This is a genomic window from Arthrobacter senegalensis (assembly GCF_059091765.1).
The window spans coordinates 36,488-51,962 of the sequence record NZ_JBNHGZ010000003.1 but is presented as its reverse complement, the minus strand read 5'-3'; the positions used below and the strand labels follow the sequence as shown (position 1 = coordinate 51,962).

General features: G+C 68.2%; 12 protein-coding genes. 3 read left to right on the top strand and 9 right to left on the bottom strand.

The window, feature by feature from the left end; all coding sequences use genetic code 11:
• Positions 1-5 precede the first annotated feature (5 nt).
• The 7 genes from AC5RVG_RS10370 to dinB all read right to left on the bottom strand — a co-directional run bounded on the left by AC5RVG_RS10370 (position 6) and on the right by dinB (position 7,958).
• On the bottom strand, positions 6-1,664 hold the full coding sequence (locus tag AC5RVG_RS10370; protein ID WP_494013803.1) for a UDP-N-acetylmuramoyl-L-alanyl-D-glutamate--2,6-diaminopimelate ligase: 1,659 nt from the start codon (positions 1,662-1,664) through the stop codon (positions 6-8).
• Positions 1,661-3,439, bottom strand: coding sequence for a peptidoglycan D,D-transpeptidase FtsI family protein (locus AC5RVG_RS10365; RefSeq protein ID WP_494013802.1), 1,779 nt, complete (start codon positions 3,437-3,439; stop codon positions 1,661-1,663). The genes AC5RVG_RS10370 and AC5RVG_RS10365 overlap by 4 nt, the downstream gene beginning before the upstream one ends.
• A gap of 27 nt (positions 3,440-3,466) precedes the next feature.
• On the bottom strand, positions 3,467-4,132 hold the full coding sequence (gene ftsL, locus AC5RVG_RS10360) for a cell division protein FtsL (protein WP_494013801.1): 666 nt from the start codon (positions 4,130-4,132) through the stop codon (positions 3,467-3,469).
• Positions 4,129-5,118: a 16S rRNA (cytosine(1402)-N(4))-methyltransferase RsmH gene (gene rsmH, locus AC5RVG_RS10355; protein WP_493999459.1), complete on the bottom strand. Its 990-nt coding sequence runs from the start codon at positions 5,116-5,118 to the stop codon at positions 4,129-4,131. The genes ftsL and rsmH overlap by 4 nt, the downstream gene beginning before the upstream one ends.
• A gap of 202 nt (positions 5,119-5,320) precedes the next feature.
• Positions 5,321-5,752 carry a division/cell wall cluster transcriptional repressor MraZ gene (gene mraZ, locus AC5RVG_RS10350; protein WP_493987551.1) on the bottom strand — a complete coding sequence of 144 codons (432 nt, stop codon included), beginning with the start codon at positions 5,750-5,752 and terminating at the stop codon, positions 5,321-5,323.
• Positions 5,753-6,166: 414 nt separating this feature from the next.
• Complete coding sequence (locus tag AC5RVG_RS10345) at positions 6,167-6,541, bottom strand: SCO2097 family morphological protein (protein WP_493999458.1); 375 nt, start codon at positions 6,539-6,541, stop codon at positions 6,167-6,169.
• Between the two features lie 172 nt (positions 6,542-6,713).
• Positions 6,714-7,958 (bottom strand): DNA polymerase IV, encoded by a 1,245-nt coding sequence (gene dinB, locus AC5RVG_RS10340; protein WP_494013800.1) that lies wholly within the window; start codon positions 7,956-7,958, stop codon positions 6,714-6,716.
• A gap of 179 nt (positions 7,959-8,137) precedes the next feature.
• Here dinB and AC5RVG_RS10335 point away from each other — a divergent pair, with 179 nt between their 5' ends.
• A complete protein-coding gene (locus AC5RVG_RS10335; RefSeq protein ID WP_493999457.1) occupies positions 8,138-9,238 on the top strand; it encodes a polyprenyl synthetase family protein in 1,101 nt (366 codons plus the stop codon).
• A 58-nt stretch (positions 9,239-9,296) separates the two neighbouring features.
• On the opposite strand, the gene AC5RVG_RS10330 is transcribed toward AC5RVG_RS10335, so the two are convergent.
• Positions 9,297-9,686 carry an Rv2175c family DNA-binding protein gene (locus AC5RVG_RS10330; RefSeq protein ID WP_493999456.1) on the bottom strand — a complete coding sequence of 130 codons (390 nt, stop codon included), beginning with the start codon at positions 9,684-9,686 and terminating at the stop codon, positions 9,297-9,299.
• 697 nt (positions 9,687-10,383) lie between these two features.
• Between AC5RVG_RS10330 and AC5RVG_RS10325 the strand changes: the two genes are divergently transcribed.
• Positions 10,384-11,640 carry a LysM peptidoglycan-binding domain-containing protein gene (locus tag AC5RVG_RS10325; protein ID WP_494014119.1) on the top strand — a complete coding sequence of 419 codons (1,257 nt, stop codon included), beginning with the start codon at positions 10,384-10,386 and terminating at the stop codon, positions 11,638-11,640.
• Positions 11,641-11,721: 81 nt separating this feature from the next.
• Positions 11,722-13,704, top strand: coding sequence for a Stk1 family PASTA domain-containing Ser/Thr kinase (pknB, locus tag AC5RVG_RS10320; RefSeq protein ID WP_494013799.1), 1,983 nt, complete (start codon positions 11,722-11,724; stop codon positions 13,702-13,704).
• Between the two features lie 159 nt (positions 13,705-13,863).
• Here pknB and AC5RVG_RS10315 read toward each other — a convergent pair whose 3' ends face one another.
• Entirely contained in the window at positions 13,864-15,249 is a 1,386-nt protein-coding gene (locus AC5RVG_RS10315) for a class II 3-deoxy-7-phosphoheptulonate synthase (RefSeq protein ID WP_493999453.1), read from the bottom strand.
• Positions 15,250-15,475 lie beyond the last annotated feature (226 nt).

The following is a 15,475-nucleotide window of genomic DNA, read 5'->3' as shown; positions in this document are numbered from 1 at the left end:
ACGATCTAGGACTCTACCGCGTTCGGGGAGAGCACTTCGAATCCGTGCCGGTGCAGGGCCGCGCGCAGTTCCTCCCGGTCGTCGAGGGCCAGGTTCTGGCCGTTGACCTCCTGCCAGACCTCATGGCCGCGGCCGGCGACGAGGACCGTGTCACGGGGCGCCGCCAGGGCCACGGCCCGCTCGATGGCCTCCGCACGGGGGAAGACTTCGATAATGTCGGCCGGGAGTTGCTCCCGTTCGACCGCGGCGCGTGCGCCGGACAGCACATCCGCGCGGATGCGGGCGGCGTCCTCGCCGTGCGGGTCGTCGTCGCTGACGATGACGACGTCGGCGAGCCGGGCGGCGATCGCCCCCATCAGCGGGCGCTTGGTTTGATCGCGTTCCCCGGTGGCTCCGAACACCACGATCACGCGTGACCCGGGGTCGGGACGGCGCACCGAGGCCAGAGTCCGCTCGAGCGCGTCGGGATTGTGAGCGAAGTCAACGATCGCCGCCGGGTTGCCGCTGAGCACCTGCATCCGGCCGGGAACCTCCACGGTCAGCGGATCCGCCCTGTCGAGCGCCTGCTGGAGCCGCACCGGAGGCGTGCCGGAGGCCGCCACCATCACCACGGCCAGCGCGGCGTTGGAGATGTTGAACGAGCCGGGCAACCCGGTGTGCAGCCGCAGCACCACGCCGTCGGGCCCGTGCAGTTCAAACCGGTGCCCCAGGCCCTCACGGACCGGGTTGCGGACGGACCAGTCGGCGCTGCCGCCCTGGGTGGCCAGGGTGGCCACCGGGACTCCGGCGGACCGGGCCTGGCCGGCGAGCCGGCGGCCCCAGTCGTCGTCGACGCAGACGACGGCGTGGCCGGACCGCTCCGGGCTGAACAGGCGGGCCTTGGTCTCGAAGTACTCGTCCATGCTCCCGTGCAGGTCCAGGTGGTCCTGGGTGAGATTGGTGAAGCCGGCCACGTCGAACCGGACGGCATCGACCCGCCGGAAGGAAATGGCATGCGAGGAGACCTCCATGGCCGCCGCGTCCAGCCCGCGTTCGCGCATCAGGGCCAGCAACCCGTGCACCTCGGGCGATTCCGGCGTGGTCAGGGCGCTGGGAATCGGTTCGGAACCGGCCGTGATCTCGATGGTTCCGATCAGTCCGGTGCTGAGGCCCAGCGCCTCCAGCAGGGACTTGATGAAGTAGGTGGTGGTGGTCTTGCCGTTGGTTCCGGTGACGCCAAACAGCGCCGGCGCCTGTCCGCCAGCCGGCTGGCTGCGGTAGACGGCGGCCGCCAGCGGCCCCACGAGTGCGCGCAGGTCCCGCGACCGCAGCACGGGCAGGCCCGGAGCCAGGCCGGCTGCCCGCCGGGCGCCGTCGTCGTCGGTCAGGATGGCCGCCGCTCCGGCCGCTTCGGCCTGGGCGGCGAAGTCGGCGCCGTGCCGGCGGGCTCCGGGCAGGCCGACATACAGGTCCCCCGGCTCGACGGAACGCGAATCTATGGTGATGCCGGTAAAGGTCAGGTCCTCCGACCCCGGGCCGCCCTCGGGTACGGGAAGCCCGCGGTGCTGCAGCATGCCGCTCAGCGCCGCCAGCCGGACCGGCCTGACCGTTTGGGGCCGCAAGGGCGAGGCGGACCGGTGGGGCTGCTCGGCAGTGGAACTCACATATTCTCCAGGTTGGCTCATTCCAGCGGCAGGTCGACCCGTTTGCTGGTGGACGGCGGCACGTCGTAGGCGTTGAGGACCTGCGTCATGACCTTCTTGAACGTCGGTCCGGCCGACAGCGTCAGCACCCCGCCCTGCGGCCGCTGAATGGTCGCCACGACGACGAACTGCGGATCCTCCATCGGGGCGATGCCGGCCATCGAAATGGTGTAGCCGCTGAATCCCCCGTCGGCGGCCGGTGCTTCGGCTGTACCGGTCTTGACCCCGATCCGATACTCCTTAATGTTACCGGGCTTGCCGCTGTGGTACTTCGAGTTGGTTTCCAGCATGTCCTGCACCAGGTTGGCGGTCTTCTTGGAAACCGCCCGGCTGCCCTTCTCGACCGGCACCTCGTGCTCGGTGCCGTTCGGATCGATATATGCGTCGATCAGCCGCGGCTGCATCAGCACGCCGTTGTTGGCGATGGTCCCGAAGGCCACGGCGGTGTGGAGGGCCGTCTGAGCGAGGCCCTGGCCGAAGAGGACGGTGAACTCCTGCCGCCCGTCCCACGTCTCCGGCTCGGCCAGCAGGCCGGCGGTGGCGCCGTTGATGCCGATGTCGAAGCGCTGGCCGATGCCGAACTTCCGCAAGTAGTCGTAGCGCTGCTGCCGCGTCAACTGCTGCCCGATCATGGTGGTGCCGGTATTGAGCGACTGCGCGAAGATGCCGGCCGTGGTGCGCGTCAGGGTGCCGTGCGGTGTCGCGTCCTGGAACGTCTGGCCGTTGACCGTGTACTTGGGCGGGATGGTGTATCGCGACGCCGGGGTCGTGATGCCCTCTTCGATCGCGGCTGCCATGGTGATCATCTTGGTAGTGGACCCCGGCTCGAAGGCGCGTGTCACAGCCATCGACTGCCGTTCGCTATCCGGAGTGGCGCCCGGGTCATTGGGGTCCACCGTCGTGGAGTCCGCCAGCGCAATCAGGTCGCCGGTCTTGGCATTGAGGACGACGACGGTACCGTAGTCGGCGCCGTAATCCCGCACGGTCTCGGCGATGACTTCCTGGGCGTACCACTGGATGTCGGTATTGAGGGTCAGTCGCACGCTTTGGCCATCCACGGCCGGGACTTCTTCGTAGGTGCCGACCGGTATGCGGATGCCGTCGGCGCCGATTTCGTAGGTCTTCGTGCCCGGCGTCCCGGAGAGGACGTCGTTCTGCGAGGCCTCGATGCCTTCGAGCGGCACGCCATCCGACCGCATGAATCCGACCACCGAGCCGGCCACCGCCCCTGCCGGGTAGTTGCGGATGGTGGTCGCGCGCGCGGACAGCCCGGGAAAGGCCAGCTCCTCGATCTTCTGCTGGACTTCCGGGGTGACCGACTTGGCCACGTAATTAAAGGGCTTGTCGCCGGTGACCGCTTTGGTGACGGTCTCCACGTCCTGGCCCAGGATGCCGGCCAGCTCGGCGATGGCGTCGGCGATCTTGACGTCCTCGGACTTTTGGCTGATCGGATCGAACCGGGTGTAGTCCTCGACCAGCCGCTGGTCCACCACCACGTCGAACCGCTGCACGCTGCGGGCGAGCACGTTGTTGTTGGCGTCCAGGATCTCGCCGCGGAGCGCGGGCAGGTCGACGGTGCGCAGGCGCTTGTCCACCGCCGCCTGGGCCATGCCGGCGGTGTCCAGCCCCTGCAGCTGGAACAGACGGGCCCCGAGAATGACCAGCAGGATCAGCACCATCGCCAGCCCGGCCCGGAGCCTCCTGGTAGCCCTCGCCGTGCGGTTGGGGTGCTGCCGGTCGGCTGTTGGTGCTGCCACAGGTACCTCGTTTGCGTTGCCGGGCGATTACTGGCCTGTCTGTTGCTTCGGCGCCGGGATGCTGCCGCCGTTCAGCTGCTTTTCGGCGGGTTTCGGTGCCGCGCCTTCTTCTGCACCGGCTTCAGCAGCGGCAGCAGGTTTCGCCGGTTCCTTCGCCGCCGCGGGGGCGCCGTCCTTCTGACCGGCTTCATCCTTCGCGGCCGGCTTCTGGACCGGATTTTCCGGCTGGGCCACCAACAGCTCCGGGGCTGCGCCTGGTTCCGCCGCCTTCGGCTTCCCGGTGACCTTCTGGCTCTCCAGATTGATGGAGCCGACCGACGGAGACGTTACCATCCCCAATTCTGCCGCCTTCGCGGCAAGATTCTGGGGAGCCTGGTGGTTTTCGAGTTGCTGTGTCAGTTTTTCGTTCGCCTGGGCCAGGGAGACCTGCTCGTTGCGCAGCTCCACCAGTTTGTACTGCCCGCTGGAGACCGAGATGTTCAGCATCAGGACGCTGCCGAGCGCGAGCACCAGAACCGTGAAGCAGAACAGGGCGAACGGCACGCGCTTGCGCGTCGGGCTGTTGGGTACGACGGAGAGCGGGGTGCGGCGGGGGGCCTGCCGGGGCGCCGCTGCGGGACCTCGGACCGGCACGGCACTGCCGTGCACGTACTGATGCTGGTCGGGACGGGCCGCGTGGGCACTGGCACTCATTTTGCGCTCCTGTTCCGGATCCGTTCTACCGCCCGCAGCTTGGCCGACGCCGCCCGCGGGTTTTCTGCAATCTCTGCCGCCGTCGGCACTTCGGTGCCCTTGGTCAGGGTCTTCAGCTGCGGCTTGTGTTCTTCCAGCTCGACGGGGAACCCGCGGGGTGCGGATGACTTCGAGAGCTGTCCGAAAACGGCCTTGGTGATCTTGTCCTCCAGCGAGTGGTAGGACATCACGACGATCCGGCCGCCCAGCGCCAGCACGTCGATGGCGGCCGGCAAGGCCCGCTCGAGCACGTCCAGCTCCTCGTTGACCTCGATCCGCAGTGCCTGGAAGGTGCGTTTCGCCGGATGGCCGCCGGTCCGCGCCGCAGCAGCCGGCACGACCTTGCGGATCGCGTCCACGAGTTGGCCCGTGGTGGTCAGCGGGGCCTCGTCGCGGGCTGCCACAATGCTGGAGGCGATGCGTCCGGCGAACTTCTCTTCGCCCCAGCGCCGGATGATGCGCACCAGGTCCGCCTCGGCATACGTGTTGACAATGTCCGCGGCAGTCATGCCCCGGCTGGTGTCCATCCGCATGTCCAGGGGCGCGTCGTAGGAATAGGCGAAGCCGCGGTCCCGCTCGTCCAGCTGGAGCGAGGAGACGCCCAGGTCGAACAGCGCGCCGTCGATCTGGCCGACGCCGAGGTCGTCAACCGCGTCGGCGATCTCGTCGTACACCGCGTGAACCAGATCGGTGCGCTCCGCGAAGCGGCGCAGCCGCTCTCCGGCCAACGCCAGCGCCTGTTCGTCCCGGTCGATCCCGATCAGATGCAGCTGCGGAAAACGCTGCAGCAAGGCCTCCGAATGCCCGCCCATGCCGAGCGTCGCATCGACGACGACGGCGCGGCCGCGTTCGGCCACCGCACGTTCGACGGCCGGGGCGAGCAGGTTGATGCAGCGGTCGCGGAGCACCGGAATGTGGCGCTCCCCTGCAGGCCGCTCGCTGTTCATCCTGAAGCCTTCTTTCCTGCTGGTGCCCGGGACCGGTTGGTCGCTGGAGTCTTTAAGTCCGAAAGTCCTTGAACCAGATCCCCATCCGCGCCTGGCCTGTCCCGCCTGGCTCCGGGGAAGGTGAGCCAGGTTGGACCTGCCGGGCGGCTGGAGATCTCATCCAAGAACGTTCGTGCCGCGTGTGCTGTTTGTCGTCCCGGGGTCAAAAGACTCCGGGCAATACGTCTTCGTCTGTTTCGGAGAAGGCGGTTTCCTGCTCCTGGAGGTAGTCGTCCCAGGCCCGGGCATCCCAGATCTCAGCGCGGGTTCCCGCACCGATGACCGCCAGCTCCCGGTCCAGCCCTGCATAGGTCCGCAGTGCCGGCGGGATGGTGACCCGGCCCTGCTTATCCGGAACTTCGTCAGAGGCTCCTGACAGAAAGACGCGAATGTAGTCACGGGCGTGGCGGGAAGATATCGGAGCCTTCCGCATCTCCTCGTGAACCCGCTCGAATTCCTTCTGGCTGAAGACGTAGATGCAACGCTCCTGGCCTCTCGTCAGGACGAGTCCATCGGCAAGCTCCTCGCGGAACTTTGCGGGAAGTATCAGGCGCCCCTTCTCGTCGAGCCGCGGCGAGTGTGTCCCGAGGAACATCGCCACCGCCCTGCCGATTGGAGGAGACCGTCGCCCCCTGCGTCACCACTACCCTCTTATGTCCTCCACTTTACTCCACATCACGCCACAGTCAACTACTTCCGGCCCCTTTTGTAGCTGGAAATGTTCGGCGCCCTCCGCGTGGGGGCGCGGAAGCAGGCGGGTGGAGCAGAGTGGAGGGAAAGTGGAGGGCCTGGGGAAGCCCGGCAGTAGAAGTTTCCTGTTGGATCGCGTCCAGGCCGGCCGATGCGGCCGTTGCGCCGGGAAACGGGCCGGATCCGGCCCACACGGGGTCTTTAAACACGAAAAGACCCGACGTTTGACGGGTCTTGCCTTCGTGCCTTTCGGCCGCTAGCCGCCGGGTGGGGCGAAGTGGAGGAGCCTCAACGGCTGCTCCGGCGGCCGGGTCTTATGTCAGCGGTCTTCGCCGTGATGCCGCTCGTCCCACCGCTCCTCGAGGCTGGCCATGAAGCCGCCCTTCGATGAGGAAGTCTGCCTGGTGCCGGTCGCCCGCGGCGACCCTGCCCCGGCGCGACGCGTGGTGGCCCAGTAGACGCCGGCACCCATGATGACGAATCCCAGGACTCCGACGGCGATGATCTGGCTGAGGATGCCGGTGAGCAGGACCAGGATTCCGGCAATCGCGACGAGTGAGCCCACGACGATGTGGCGCGTCGACAACGATCGGCCGCTGGCCGATTCCATGTGGCTGGCAAACTTCGGGTCATCAGCATGCAACTGCTGCTCCAGTTGTTCCAGCAGCCGCTGTTCATGCTCTGAGAGTGGCATCTGAGCCTCCTTTGTTCCAGTCCCCCAAGGGTGCATAGCGTACAACGAACTCCGCGGGACAAGAGTTCCTGAAACCAACCGGAACCGAATTGACCTCTGCTACTAAGAATAGAGCGCAAAGCCTGCAATCAAAAGCCACGATGACCCACCTGTGATCCCACCCGCCCCGATTTCACGCACCCTGGCCCCGGCCCGGCCGGCGGCGGGATTCCGGGCCCTGCTCCGCCGGCTTGCGGGGCCCGGACTTCAGCAGCGAGGCAGGCACAATCCCCGCGCCGCCGAACTTCCGGTTCACCTCGTCCAGGGCCTGTTCGGCGCTGTGCCACGTGTCTTCGTGGCCGTCGAAGCTCAACTGCTGGCCGCCCCGGCCGGCGTCCTCCAACTGCTCCGCCCGCAACCCGATGAGCCGGACCGCCTGCGGCCGCTCGCCGAGGGCCGACAAAAGCGCCGCAGCGGCGGCCTGCAACTGCTGGGCGCTGTTCGAGGGCGCCGGCAGCTTCCGTGACCGGTTCAAGGTGGTGAAGTCGGAATACCTGAGTTTCAACGCTATGGTTCCGGCGCGCATGTTCCCGGCGCGGAGCCTGGCGGCCGTCCGGTAGGCCAGCCGCAGGAGCTCGCGCTCGAGCACCTCGTCGTCGTCGACGTCCTTTTCGAAGGTTTCTTCGGCACCTATGCTTTTCTCCACCCGTTCAGGGGTGACCGCCCGGTCGTCCATTCCCCAGGCCAGCCGATGGACGTGGTCGCCGGTGGCTCCCAGGACGCGGTGCAGCGCCGCGGGCGGCGTGTGTGCCACATCGGCAACGGTACGGATGCCAAGGCGGGCCAGGACCTCCCGCGTCTTGGCGCCGACTCCCCACAGGGCGCCCACCGGCAGGGAATGCAGGAAGTCGACCGTCTCGGCCTCGGGTATGAGCAGCAGGCCGTCCGGCTTGGCGTGCGTGGAGGCTATCTTGGCCACGAACTTGGTCGTGGCGATGCCCACCGTCGCGGTCAGTCCCAGCTCGGCCGAGATCCTACGGCGGATCAGCGCGCCGATCTCCAGCGGTTCGCCCAGCCGCCGGCGGGCACCGGCCACATCGAGGAAGGCTTCGTCGACGCTGAGCGGTTCCACGTACGGCGTGATTTCCCGGAAGATCGCCATGATCCGGGTCGAGGCCTGCTGGTACTTGCCGTGGCTGGGTTCAATGATGAGCGCCTGCGGGCACAGCATGCGGGCCCGTGCCATCGGCATCGCCGAGCGGACACCGTATTTGCGGGCCTCGTACGACGCCGAGAGCACCACCGCCCGGCCCGAGGCGGATCCCACGATGACCGGCTTCCCGACCAGCTCCGGCCGCTCCAGCAACTCCACACCCACGAAAAAGGCGTCCATGTCCACGTGGAGAATGGTGCAGTTGTGCTGGTCCGGGGAGGTCACAGCACTATCGTAGGCTGGCTGCCGCCTGCGGTGCCGCCGAAGCTGCGGGCGGGCGGCCCGGCGGCCCGGCCGGATTGTCTAGACTGGCTGCAGACATCAGTACCACCGCGAGGAGCTCCGCCGCATGCTGTACCGCCCTGACGAATCCCTCCCCGCACGGGCAGACCGGAGGTAACGGCATGGAACCCTCTGCGACCACAACGAGCGCGGCGGAACAGGAAGACTTCCGGCAGGCCGTGGCCGGATTGCTCCGGGAGTTCCTGGCCGGACAGAAGGACCTGCTGCAGGATGCGGCTCCGGACGCGGCACCGCTGGTGGAGGCCATCACCGACCTCACCGCGGGCGGCAAGCGCCTCCGGGCGCTGTTGGCCTACTGGGGCTGGCGCGGGGCAGGGGGGTCCGTGCTCGCCGGCCAGGCCGTTCAGGCGGGAGTCGCGCTGGAGCTCTTCCAGGCCGCGGCACTGATCCACGACGACATCATCGACCGCTCGGACACCCGGCGGGGCAGCCCGAGCGTGCACCGGCGGTTCGAGCAGCAGCACCGGCTCAACGGCTGGGCGCTGGACGCCGAGCGCTACGGGCAGGCCGCCGCCCTGCTGGCCGGCGACCTCTGCCTGTCCCTCAGCGAAGAAGTCTTTGCCGGCATCGGGGCGGAGTCCGCGTCAGGAACGCCGGCCCGCGCGATTTTCAACCGCATGCGCGCGGAGGTCATGGCCGGGCAGTATCTGGACCTGCTGGAGGAAGCTGCCGGACCGGGGCGCCCGGCCGAAGCCGCCGTGGACCGCGCGCTGCAGATCCTCCGCTACAAGTCGGCCAAGTACTCCACCGTGCATCCCCTGAGCGTGGGCGGTGCGCTGGCCGGCGCTTCTACCGGCTTGCTGGAGGCCTACGAGGCATTCTCGCTGCCCTTGGGCGAGGCCTTCCAAATCCGCGACGACGTGCTGGGCGTGTTCGGCGATCCGGCCACCACCGGCAAGCCGGCCGGGGACGACCTGCGGGAAGGCAAACGCACGGTCCTGATTGCGCACACGCTCAACCACTGCACGCCGGCCGAACGCGCCCTGCTGGAGACCCGGCTGGGTTCACCGGAACTCTCGGACGCGGCGGTGGAAGAACTGCGGGACCTGATCACCGGCAGCGGCGCCTTGGCTGCCGCCGAGCAAATGATTGCCGACCGGACCGCCGCGGTCGAGGCGGCCCTGGCGGCCCTGCCGGTGGCCGACGGTGTGCGGCAGGCCCTGGGCATGCTGGCCGACGCAGCGGTGCGCCGCAGCGCCTGAGCCGGCAGCCCGGGGCCCGACCCCCGCGGGTTGGGCAATTGCGCCGGCTACCGGGTCCCTACCAGCCGAGCGCCTGGGCGCGGCGGCGGATCTCGGTTTTGCGGCCCTCGCGCAGCGCGTCGATGGGCCGGCCGGGCAGCGAGTCATCGGCGGTGAAGAGCCAGACCAGGGCTTCCTCATCGCTGTAGCCGGCGTCGGACAGCACCGCCAGGGTCCCCTTGAGGCTTTCGAGCACGGTCCCGCCGACCAGGAACGCCGCCGGCACCGAGCGGATCCTGCGCTCCCCCACGCGCGCCTCCACCAAGGCGCGTTCTTCGAGCAGGGCGTGCACCTTTTTAATGGAGACGTCCAGTTGTTCGGCGACGTCGGGAAGGGGCAGCCAGTCGGTAATCAGTTCTTCAAGTTCACTCACCGTATAAGGGTGCCACGGCGGCCCCCGCGGAGCCATTTCCTTTTCGACACGCCGCCTTCATTCTTCATTCTCCGCCGGTGGCTTTTGTGTTATGCGTCGATAGTGTAAATTCACTTGAGTAACAGCTTTCACATCGATAACAAACGGCACACCAGTACCACTGTGCGGCCCGTTGGGGGACGCTCGCCAGGCCGCAGAACAAGGATGAGGGACACCAATGACCGATCAGCGCCCGATCACGCGCAACGACCGCAGCCAGCCCCGCCGGGTACTACTGTCCGCGGCAGCAACCGCGGCGATTCCCGCCGTCGTGCTGTCCTCCGCTGCCTTGGCCATGCCGGCCCAGGCAGCCGAGCTGCCGCCGCGCTCTGCGCTGCAGCCCAAGGCGGCGATTCCGGGCGTTACGGTTCCGGCGACCGCTTTCATTCCCGCTTCCCAGGTTGCCGCCCGATTGCCCGCTTCCCTGCGGGCGCAGAACACTCCCGCCGTCCATACGGTGAGGGCCGGCGAGACGATCAGCGGCATCGCGGCCCGGTACGGCCTCTCCACGCAGAAGGTACTGTCGCTGAACGGCCTCAGTGCCAGCACCATCATTCACCCGGGGCAGAAGATCAAGCTGGGCGGCTCGGCCGCCAAGTCCTCCGGCAACGCCGCGAAGCAGTCCTCGTCGGGTTCCGGCAGCTACACCGTCAGGTCCGGCGATACCCTCTCCGGCATCGCCGCCAAGCACGGCATGAGCCTGGGCGCCGTGCTCTCGGCCAACAACCTCAAGATCAGCTCGATCATCTACCCGGGCCAGAAGATCTCGGTCAACGGCGGCGCCGCCCAGGTCTCGGCCGCCTCGGCCGTTGTCCGGGCGAAACCTTCCGCCAAAACCGTCGCCGGTAACGGCAGCTACACGGTCAAGTCGGGCGACACCCTCTCCGGCATCGCCGCCAAGCACGGCATGGGCCTGGGCGCCCTCCTCTCCGCCAACAACCTCAAGATCAGCTCGATCATCTACCCGGGCCAGAAGATCTCGGTCAACGGCGCGACCAAGACCTCCAGCGCCTCGCCCGCTCCGGCCGCGCAGGCGAAACCTTCCACCACGTCGGTCGCGCCCTCCGGCACCGGAAGCTACACGGTCAGGCCGGGCGATACCCTCTCCGGCATCGCCGCCCGCCACGGCATGAGCCTGGGCGCCGTCCTCTCCGCCAACAACCTCAAGGTCACCTCGGTCATTTACCCGGGCCAAAAAATTAAGGTGAGCGGTTCGTCGGTTACCAGCGCGTCGGCGTCGTCCAAGGCCCCGGCCAACAACGGCGCAGCCACCGGCGCGGGCAGCTATACGGTCAAGTCCGGCGATACGCTTTCCGGCATTGCCGCCAAGCTGAACGTGACCCTGTCCAGCCTGCTGCAGTCCAGCGGCCTGAAGTCGACGTCGATCATCCACCCGGGCCAGAAGATCAGCGTCCCCGGCGGTGCGCAAACCACGACGTCGACTGTGGGGACCGCGTCGGCCCAGCCGCTGGTTCCCAGTACCTTCCTGCACTACACCTACCCGGCCGCCGTGGTGGGCAAGGCGAACGAGAACAAGCGCCTGCTGCTCTCCACCCCGCAGCCCACCCAGGCGCAGATGAAAGACATCATCGCCGAGACGGCCGTCAAGATGGGGGTGGACCCGCGGCTCGCCCTGGCGCACGCCTACCAGGAATCCGGCTTCCAGCAGGACGCCGTGTCGCCGGCCAACGCGATCGGCGCCATGCAGGTCATTCCGTCCTCGGGCGAGTGGGCCTCGACCCTGGTGGGCCGCAAGCTCAACCTGCTGGACCCCTACGACAACGCAACCGCCGGCGTAGCGATCATCCGGTCCCTGGTGAGCACCAGCCCGTCCCTGGACATCGCCATTGCGTCCTACTACCAGGGCCAGTACGGCGTGATGACGTACGGCATGTACAACGACACGAAGGCCTACGTGGCAGCGGTTAAATCGCACATGAAGAAGTTCTAGCGGCCACCGCCCCCGTGGCAAAAGGAGCCGAACCCCGGTGTGGATTCGGGTCCTTTCGCTCATCGGACTTAGGATCGTAGAGTGCAACCGGCAACTGATTCACTGGTCGGCGCCCTGATCGACGGGCGCTACCGGGTTGCCTCGCGCCTGGCGCGCGGCGGAATGTCCACCGTTTACCTGGCATCCGACACCCGGCTGGACCGCAATGTGGCGCTCAAGGTCCTCTATCCCTACCTGGCGGAAGACGCCGGCTTCCTGGAACGGTTTGAACGCGAGGCCAAGTCCGCGGCCCGGCTCTCACACCCCCATGTGGTGGGCGTCTACGACCAGGGCATCGACGGCAACGTCGCCTACCTCGCGATGGAATACGTGCCCGGACACACGCTGCGGGACCTGCTCGACGAGTCCGCTCCGCTGACGCCGCGGCATGCGCTGGCTGTCCTTGATCCTGTGATCGAGGGGCTGGCCGCCGCGCACGCCGCCGGTCTGGTGCACCGCGACATCAAGCCGGAGAACGTGCTGATGTCCGACGACGGCCGGGTCAAGCTCGGAGACTTCGGCCTGGCGCGCGCCGTGACCACCAGCACCAATACCGGGTCCCTGATCGGGACGGTGGCGTACCTGCCGCCCGAATTGGTCACCGGAACCGCGTCCGATGAACGCAGCGATGTCTACTCGGTCGGCATCATGCTGTTCGAGATGCTGACCGGGCGTCAGCCGTTCACCGGCGACGTGCCGATCCAGGTGGCATTCCAGCACGTCAATTCCACCGTCCCTGCGCCGTCAACCCTGGTTCCCGGGCTGGCTCCCGATCTCGACGAACTGGTGCTCTGGTGCACCGGGTCCGATCCGGACCAGCGGCCGGTGGACGCCGCCGCGCTGCTGGGTGAACTGCGGCACGTGCACAAATCCCTCAGCGACGCCCAGCTGGATGCCCGGCCACCCCGGGCCGAGCCGGCGGGAACATCATCCACCCAGGTCATCCCGTCCGATCCGCACCGCACCACCGTCATCTCCCGCTCCGCAAACCACACGCAGGTTTTCAGCGCCGGCGAGGCCGCTGCGGCGGCACCGGCCGGCCAGCAGCGCCCGCTCTCCGCCCGCGAATCCAAGAAGCGCCAGCGGGAACTCGCCCGCCAATCGCGGCGTCCCGAACAGAACCTGCGCCGCGGAAATCCCCGGCGCCGGGGCATCATCTGGATTGTCGTGCTGGCCATCCTGGCCGCCTTGGTCGCAGCCGCAGGGTGGTTCTTCGGCATGGGGCCCGGCGCCATTGTTTCCGTGCCCGACGTTGCCGGCAAGCCGGTGGCCGAAGCCGAGGGCATGCTCCGGGAACAGGGGTTGGAGTACACGCTCGAGGAAGTCTTCGACGAGAAGTTGGCCGCGGGGGTAGCCGTCGGCACGGAACCCGATGCGCCCGTCGAAGTCCGCCGCTTCGAGCAGGTGGCCCTCGTGGTCTCGAAGGGCCCGGAGCTCTTCGGCGTGCCCGCGTTGGCGGGCATGAGCGTGGAGGAGGCCACCGCCGCGCTGGAGGAGGCTGGGCTGGCCGCCGGTGATGTCAAGGAGAAGTACGACGAAGAAGCAGCGGCGGGTACCGTCCTCGGCCACAAACCCGGCGAGGGCGAACAGCTGCGGCGGGGCACCGCCGTCGGGCTCACGGTCTCCAAGGGGCCGAAGCCGTTCAGCGTGCCGCAGGTGGTGGGCCAGCCGCAGTCCGACGCCGCCGCAGCCTTGGAAGGCGCCGGCCTGAAGGTGGCGGTGGCCCCGGAGGCCGTGTTCGACCGCAACGTCCCGGCCGGCTCGGTCGCGGCGCAGACGCCGGCCGAAGGACAGGTCATCCGCGGTGACACCGTGACGCTGACGCTTTCCAAGGGCCCGCGGATGGTCGAGGTTCCGGACACCGTGGGCCGGCAGGTCGACGAGGCGAAGCGCGCGCTGGAGGACCTGGGCTTCGAGGTGAAGGTCAAGGAGTTCCTCGGCGGCTTCTTCGGCACCGTGCGGACGCAGGACCCGGACAGCGGGTCGCTGCCGGAGGGATCGGTCATCACCCTGACCGTGGTGTGACGCTGTCCCTGGCGCGAGCAAGAGCCTGAGCCAGCAAGCCGGCGGCTCGCCCCGCCCGCGTCCCGTGAAGCCGGAAGGCCCGGAACCTGTTCACCTGGTTCCGGGCCTTCCATCTCGTCCCGGTCCTGAGGAGCGCGGGGACGGCGGGCGTGCGGCGGGCTACCGCTGGCGGGAGAGCGCTCCCGCCACCAGGAACGCCATCTCCAGGGACTGCATGTGGTTCAGCCGCGGGTCGCAGACGGACTCGTAGCGGTCCAGGAAGGCGTTCTGATCGATGGGATCGGCGCCGCCCAGGCACTCCGCCACGTCGTCGCCGGTCATTTCCACGTGCAGGCCGCCGGGGAAGGTGCCCAGTTCGTGGTGCACGTCGAAGAAACCGCGCACCTCCTCGATGACGTCGTCGAAGTTCCGGGTCTTGTAGCCGTTGGGCGAGGTGACCGTGTTGCCGTGCATGGGGTCGGTCACCCAGAGCACCTTGGCGCCGCTCTCGGTGACCCGCTTTACGAGCTCCGGCAGCTTGTGGCGGATGTTGCCGGCACCCATCCGCGTGATGAAGGTCAGCCTGCCCGGCTCGCGCTCGGGATCCAGTTTGTCGATCAGCCGCAGGGCGTCGTCGGCGGACGTGGTCGGGCCCAGCTTGACGCCGATGGGGTTCCGCACCCGGGACAGGAAGTCCACGTGGGCGCCGTCCAGCTGGCGGGTGCGTTCACCGATCCAGAGGAAATGCCCGGAGGTGTTGTAGGGCAGGCCCGTCCGTGAATCGATGCGGGTCAGCGCGCGCTCGTAGTCCAGCACCAGCGCCTCGTGGCTGGCGAAGAACTCGACCCGCTTGAGGGCGTCGAAGTCGGCGCCGCAGGCATCCATGAACTTCACGGCGCGGTCGATTTCCCGTGCCAGTGACTCGTAGCGCGAATGCGCCGGGTTGGCCGTGAAGCCCTTGTTCCAGTGGTGCACCAGGCGCAGGTCGGCGAAACCGCCCTGGGTGAAAGCACGAATCAGGTTCAGGGTGGAAGCGGACGTGTGGTACGCCTGCACCATCCGGCTGGCATCGTGGGCCCGGGACTCGGGGGTGAATTCGAAGCCGTTGACCATGTCGCCGCGGTAGGCCGGCAGGGTCACGCCTTCACGGGTTTCGTCGTTGGACGAGCGGGGCTTCGCGAACTGCCCGGCCATCCGGCCCATCTTGATCACGGGCAGCGAGGCGCCGTAGGTGAGCACCACGGCCATCTGCAGGATGGTCTTGACGCGGGCACTGATCTTGTCGGCAGTGGCCGCGCCGAAGGTTTCGGCGCAGTCCCCGCCCTGGAGCAGGAACGCCTTGCCGTCGGCGGCCAGGGCCAGACGCTCCCGCAGGACGTCGACTTCCCCGGCAAAGACCAGCGGCGGCAGGGAGTTCAGCTCGGCAACGGAGGACGCGTAGACCGAGGGATCGTGCCAGGTGGGCTGCTGCACCACCGGCAGCTCTCGCCAGTCATCCAGACCGGGATAGTCCGCTGCCGTCGGCAGCTGGTCGGGAACGGAAGAAATGAAGGTTGTATCGGTCACCCTTCAATCGTAGACCTGCGGCTTCGCTGGCTTCACGTGCAGGGGTCATGGGCCGCCACACGGGCGTCACATTCCGACGGCGTCAGCGCCGGCCCTTCCGGCCGGATCGCGGGACTGTTCCCCCGGCATCCGGTCCTTCCGCCGCGGCCGCGCCCGCTCCGCCGCTGTGCCCTGCGGTGCTGTCGGACGGGCTGTCGGGCAGGGCGCCGGAGGGCGTGGCCGCTGC

Bases quoted from the DNA above. Each gene is read 5' to 3' on its own strand.
- AC5RVG_RS10370 (WP_494013803.1), bottom strand. From the start codon at position 1,664: ATGAGCCAACCTGGAGAATATGTGAGTTCCACTGCCGAGCAGCCCCAC.
- ftsL (WP_494013801.1), bottom strand. From the start codon at position 4,132: ATGAGTGCCAGTGCCCACGCGGCCCGTCCCGACCAGCATCAGTACGTG.
- rsmH (WP_493999459.1), bottom strand. From the start codon at position 5,118: ATGAACAGCGAGCGGCCTGCAGGGGAGCGCCACATTCCGGTGCTCCGC.
- mraZ (WP_493987551.1), bottom strand. From the start codon at position 5,752: ATGTTCCTCGGGACACACTCGCCGCGGCTCGACGAGAAGGGGCGCCTG.
- AC5RVG_RS10345 (WP_493999458.1), bottom strand. From the start codon at position 6,541: ATGCCACTCTCAGAGCATGAACAGCGGCTGCTGGAACAACTGGAGCAG.
- AC5RVG_RS10335 (WP_493999457.1), top strand. From the start codon at position 8,138: ATGGAACCCTCTGCGACCACAACGAGCGCGGCGGAACAGGAAGACTTC.
- AC5RVG_RS10330 (WP_493999456.1), bottom strand. From the start codon at position 9,686: ATGGCTCCGCGGGGGCCGCCGTGGCACCCTTATACGGTGAGTGAACTT.
- AC5RVG_RS10325 (WP_494014119.1), top strand. From the start codon at position 10,384: ATGAGCCTGGGCGCCGTGCTCTCGGCCAACAACCTCAAGATCAGCTCG.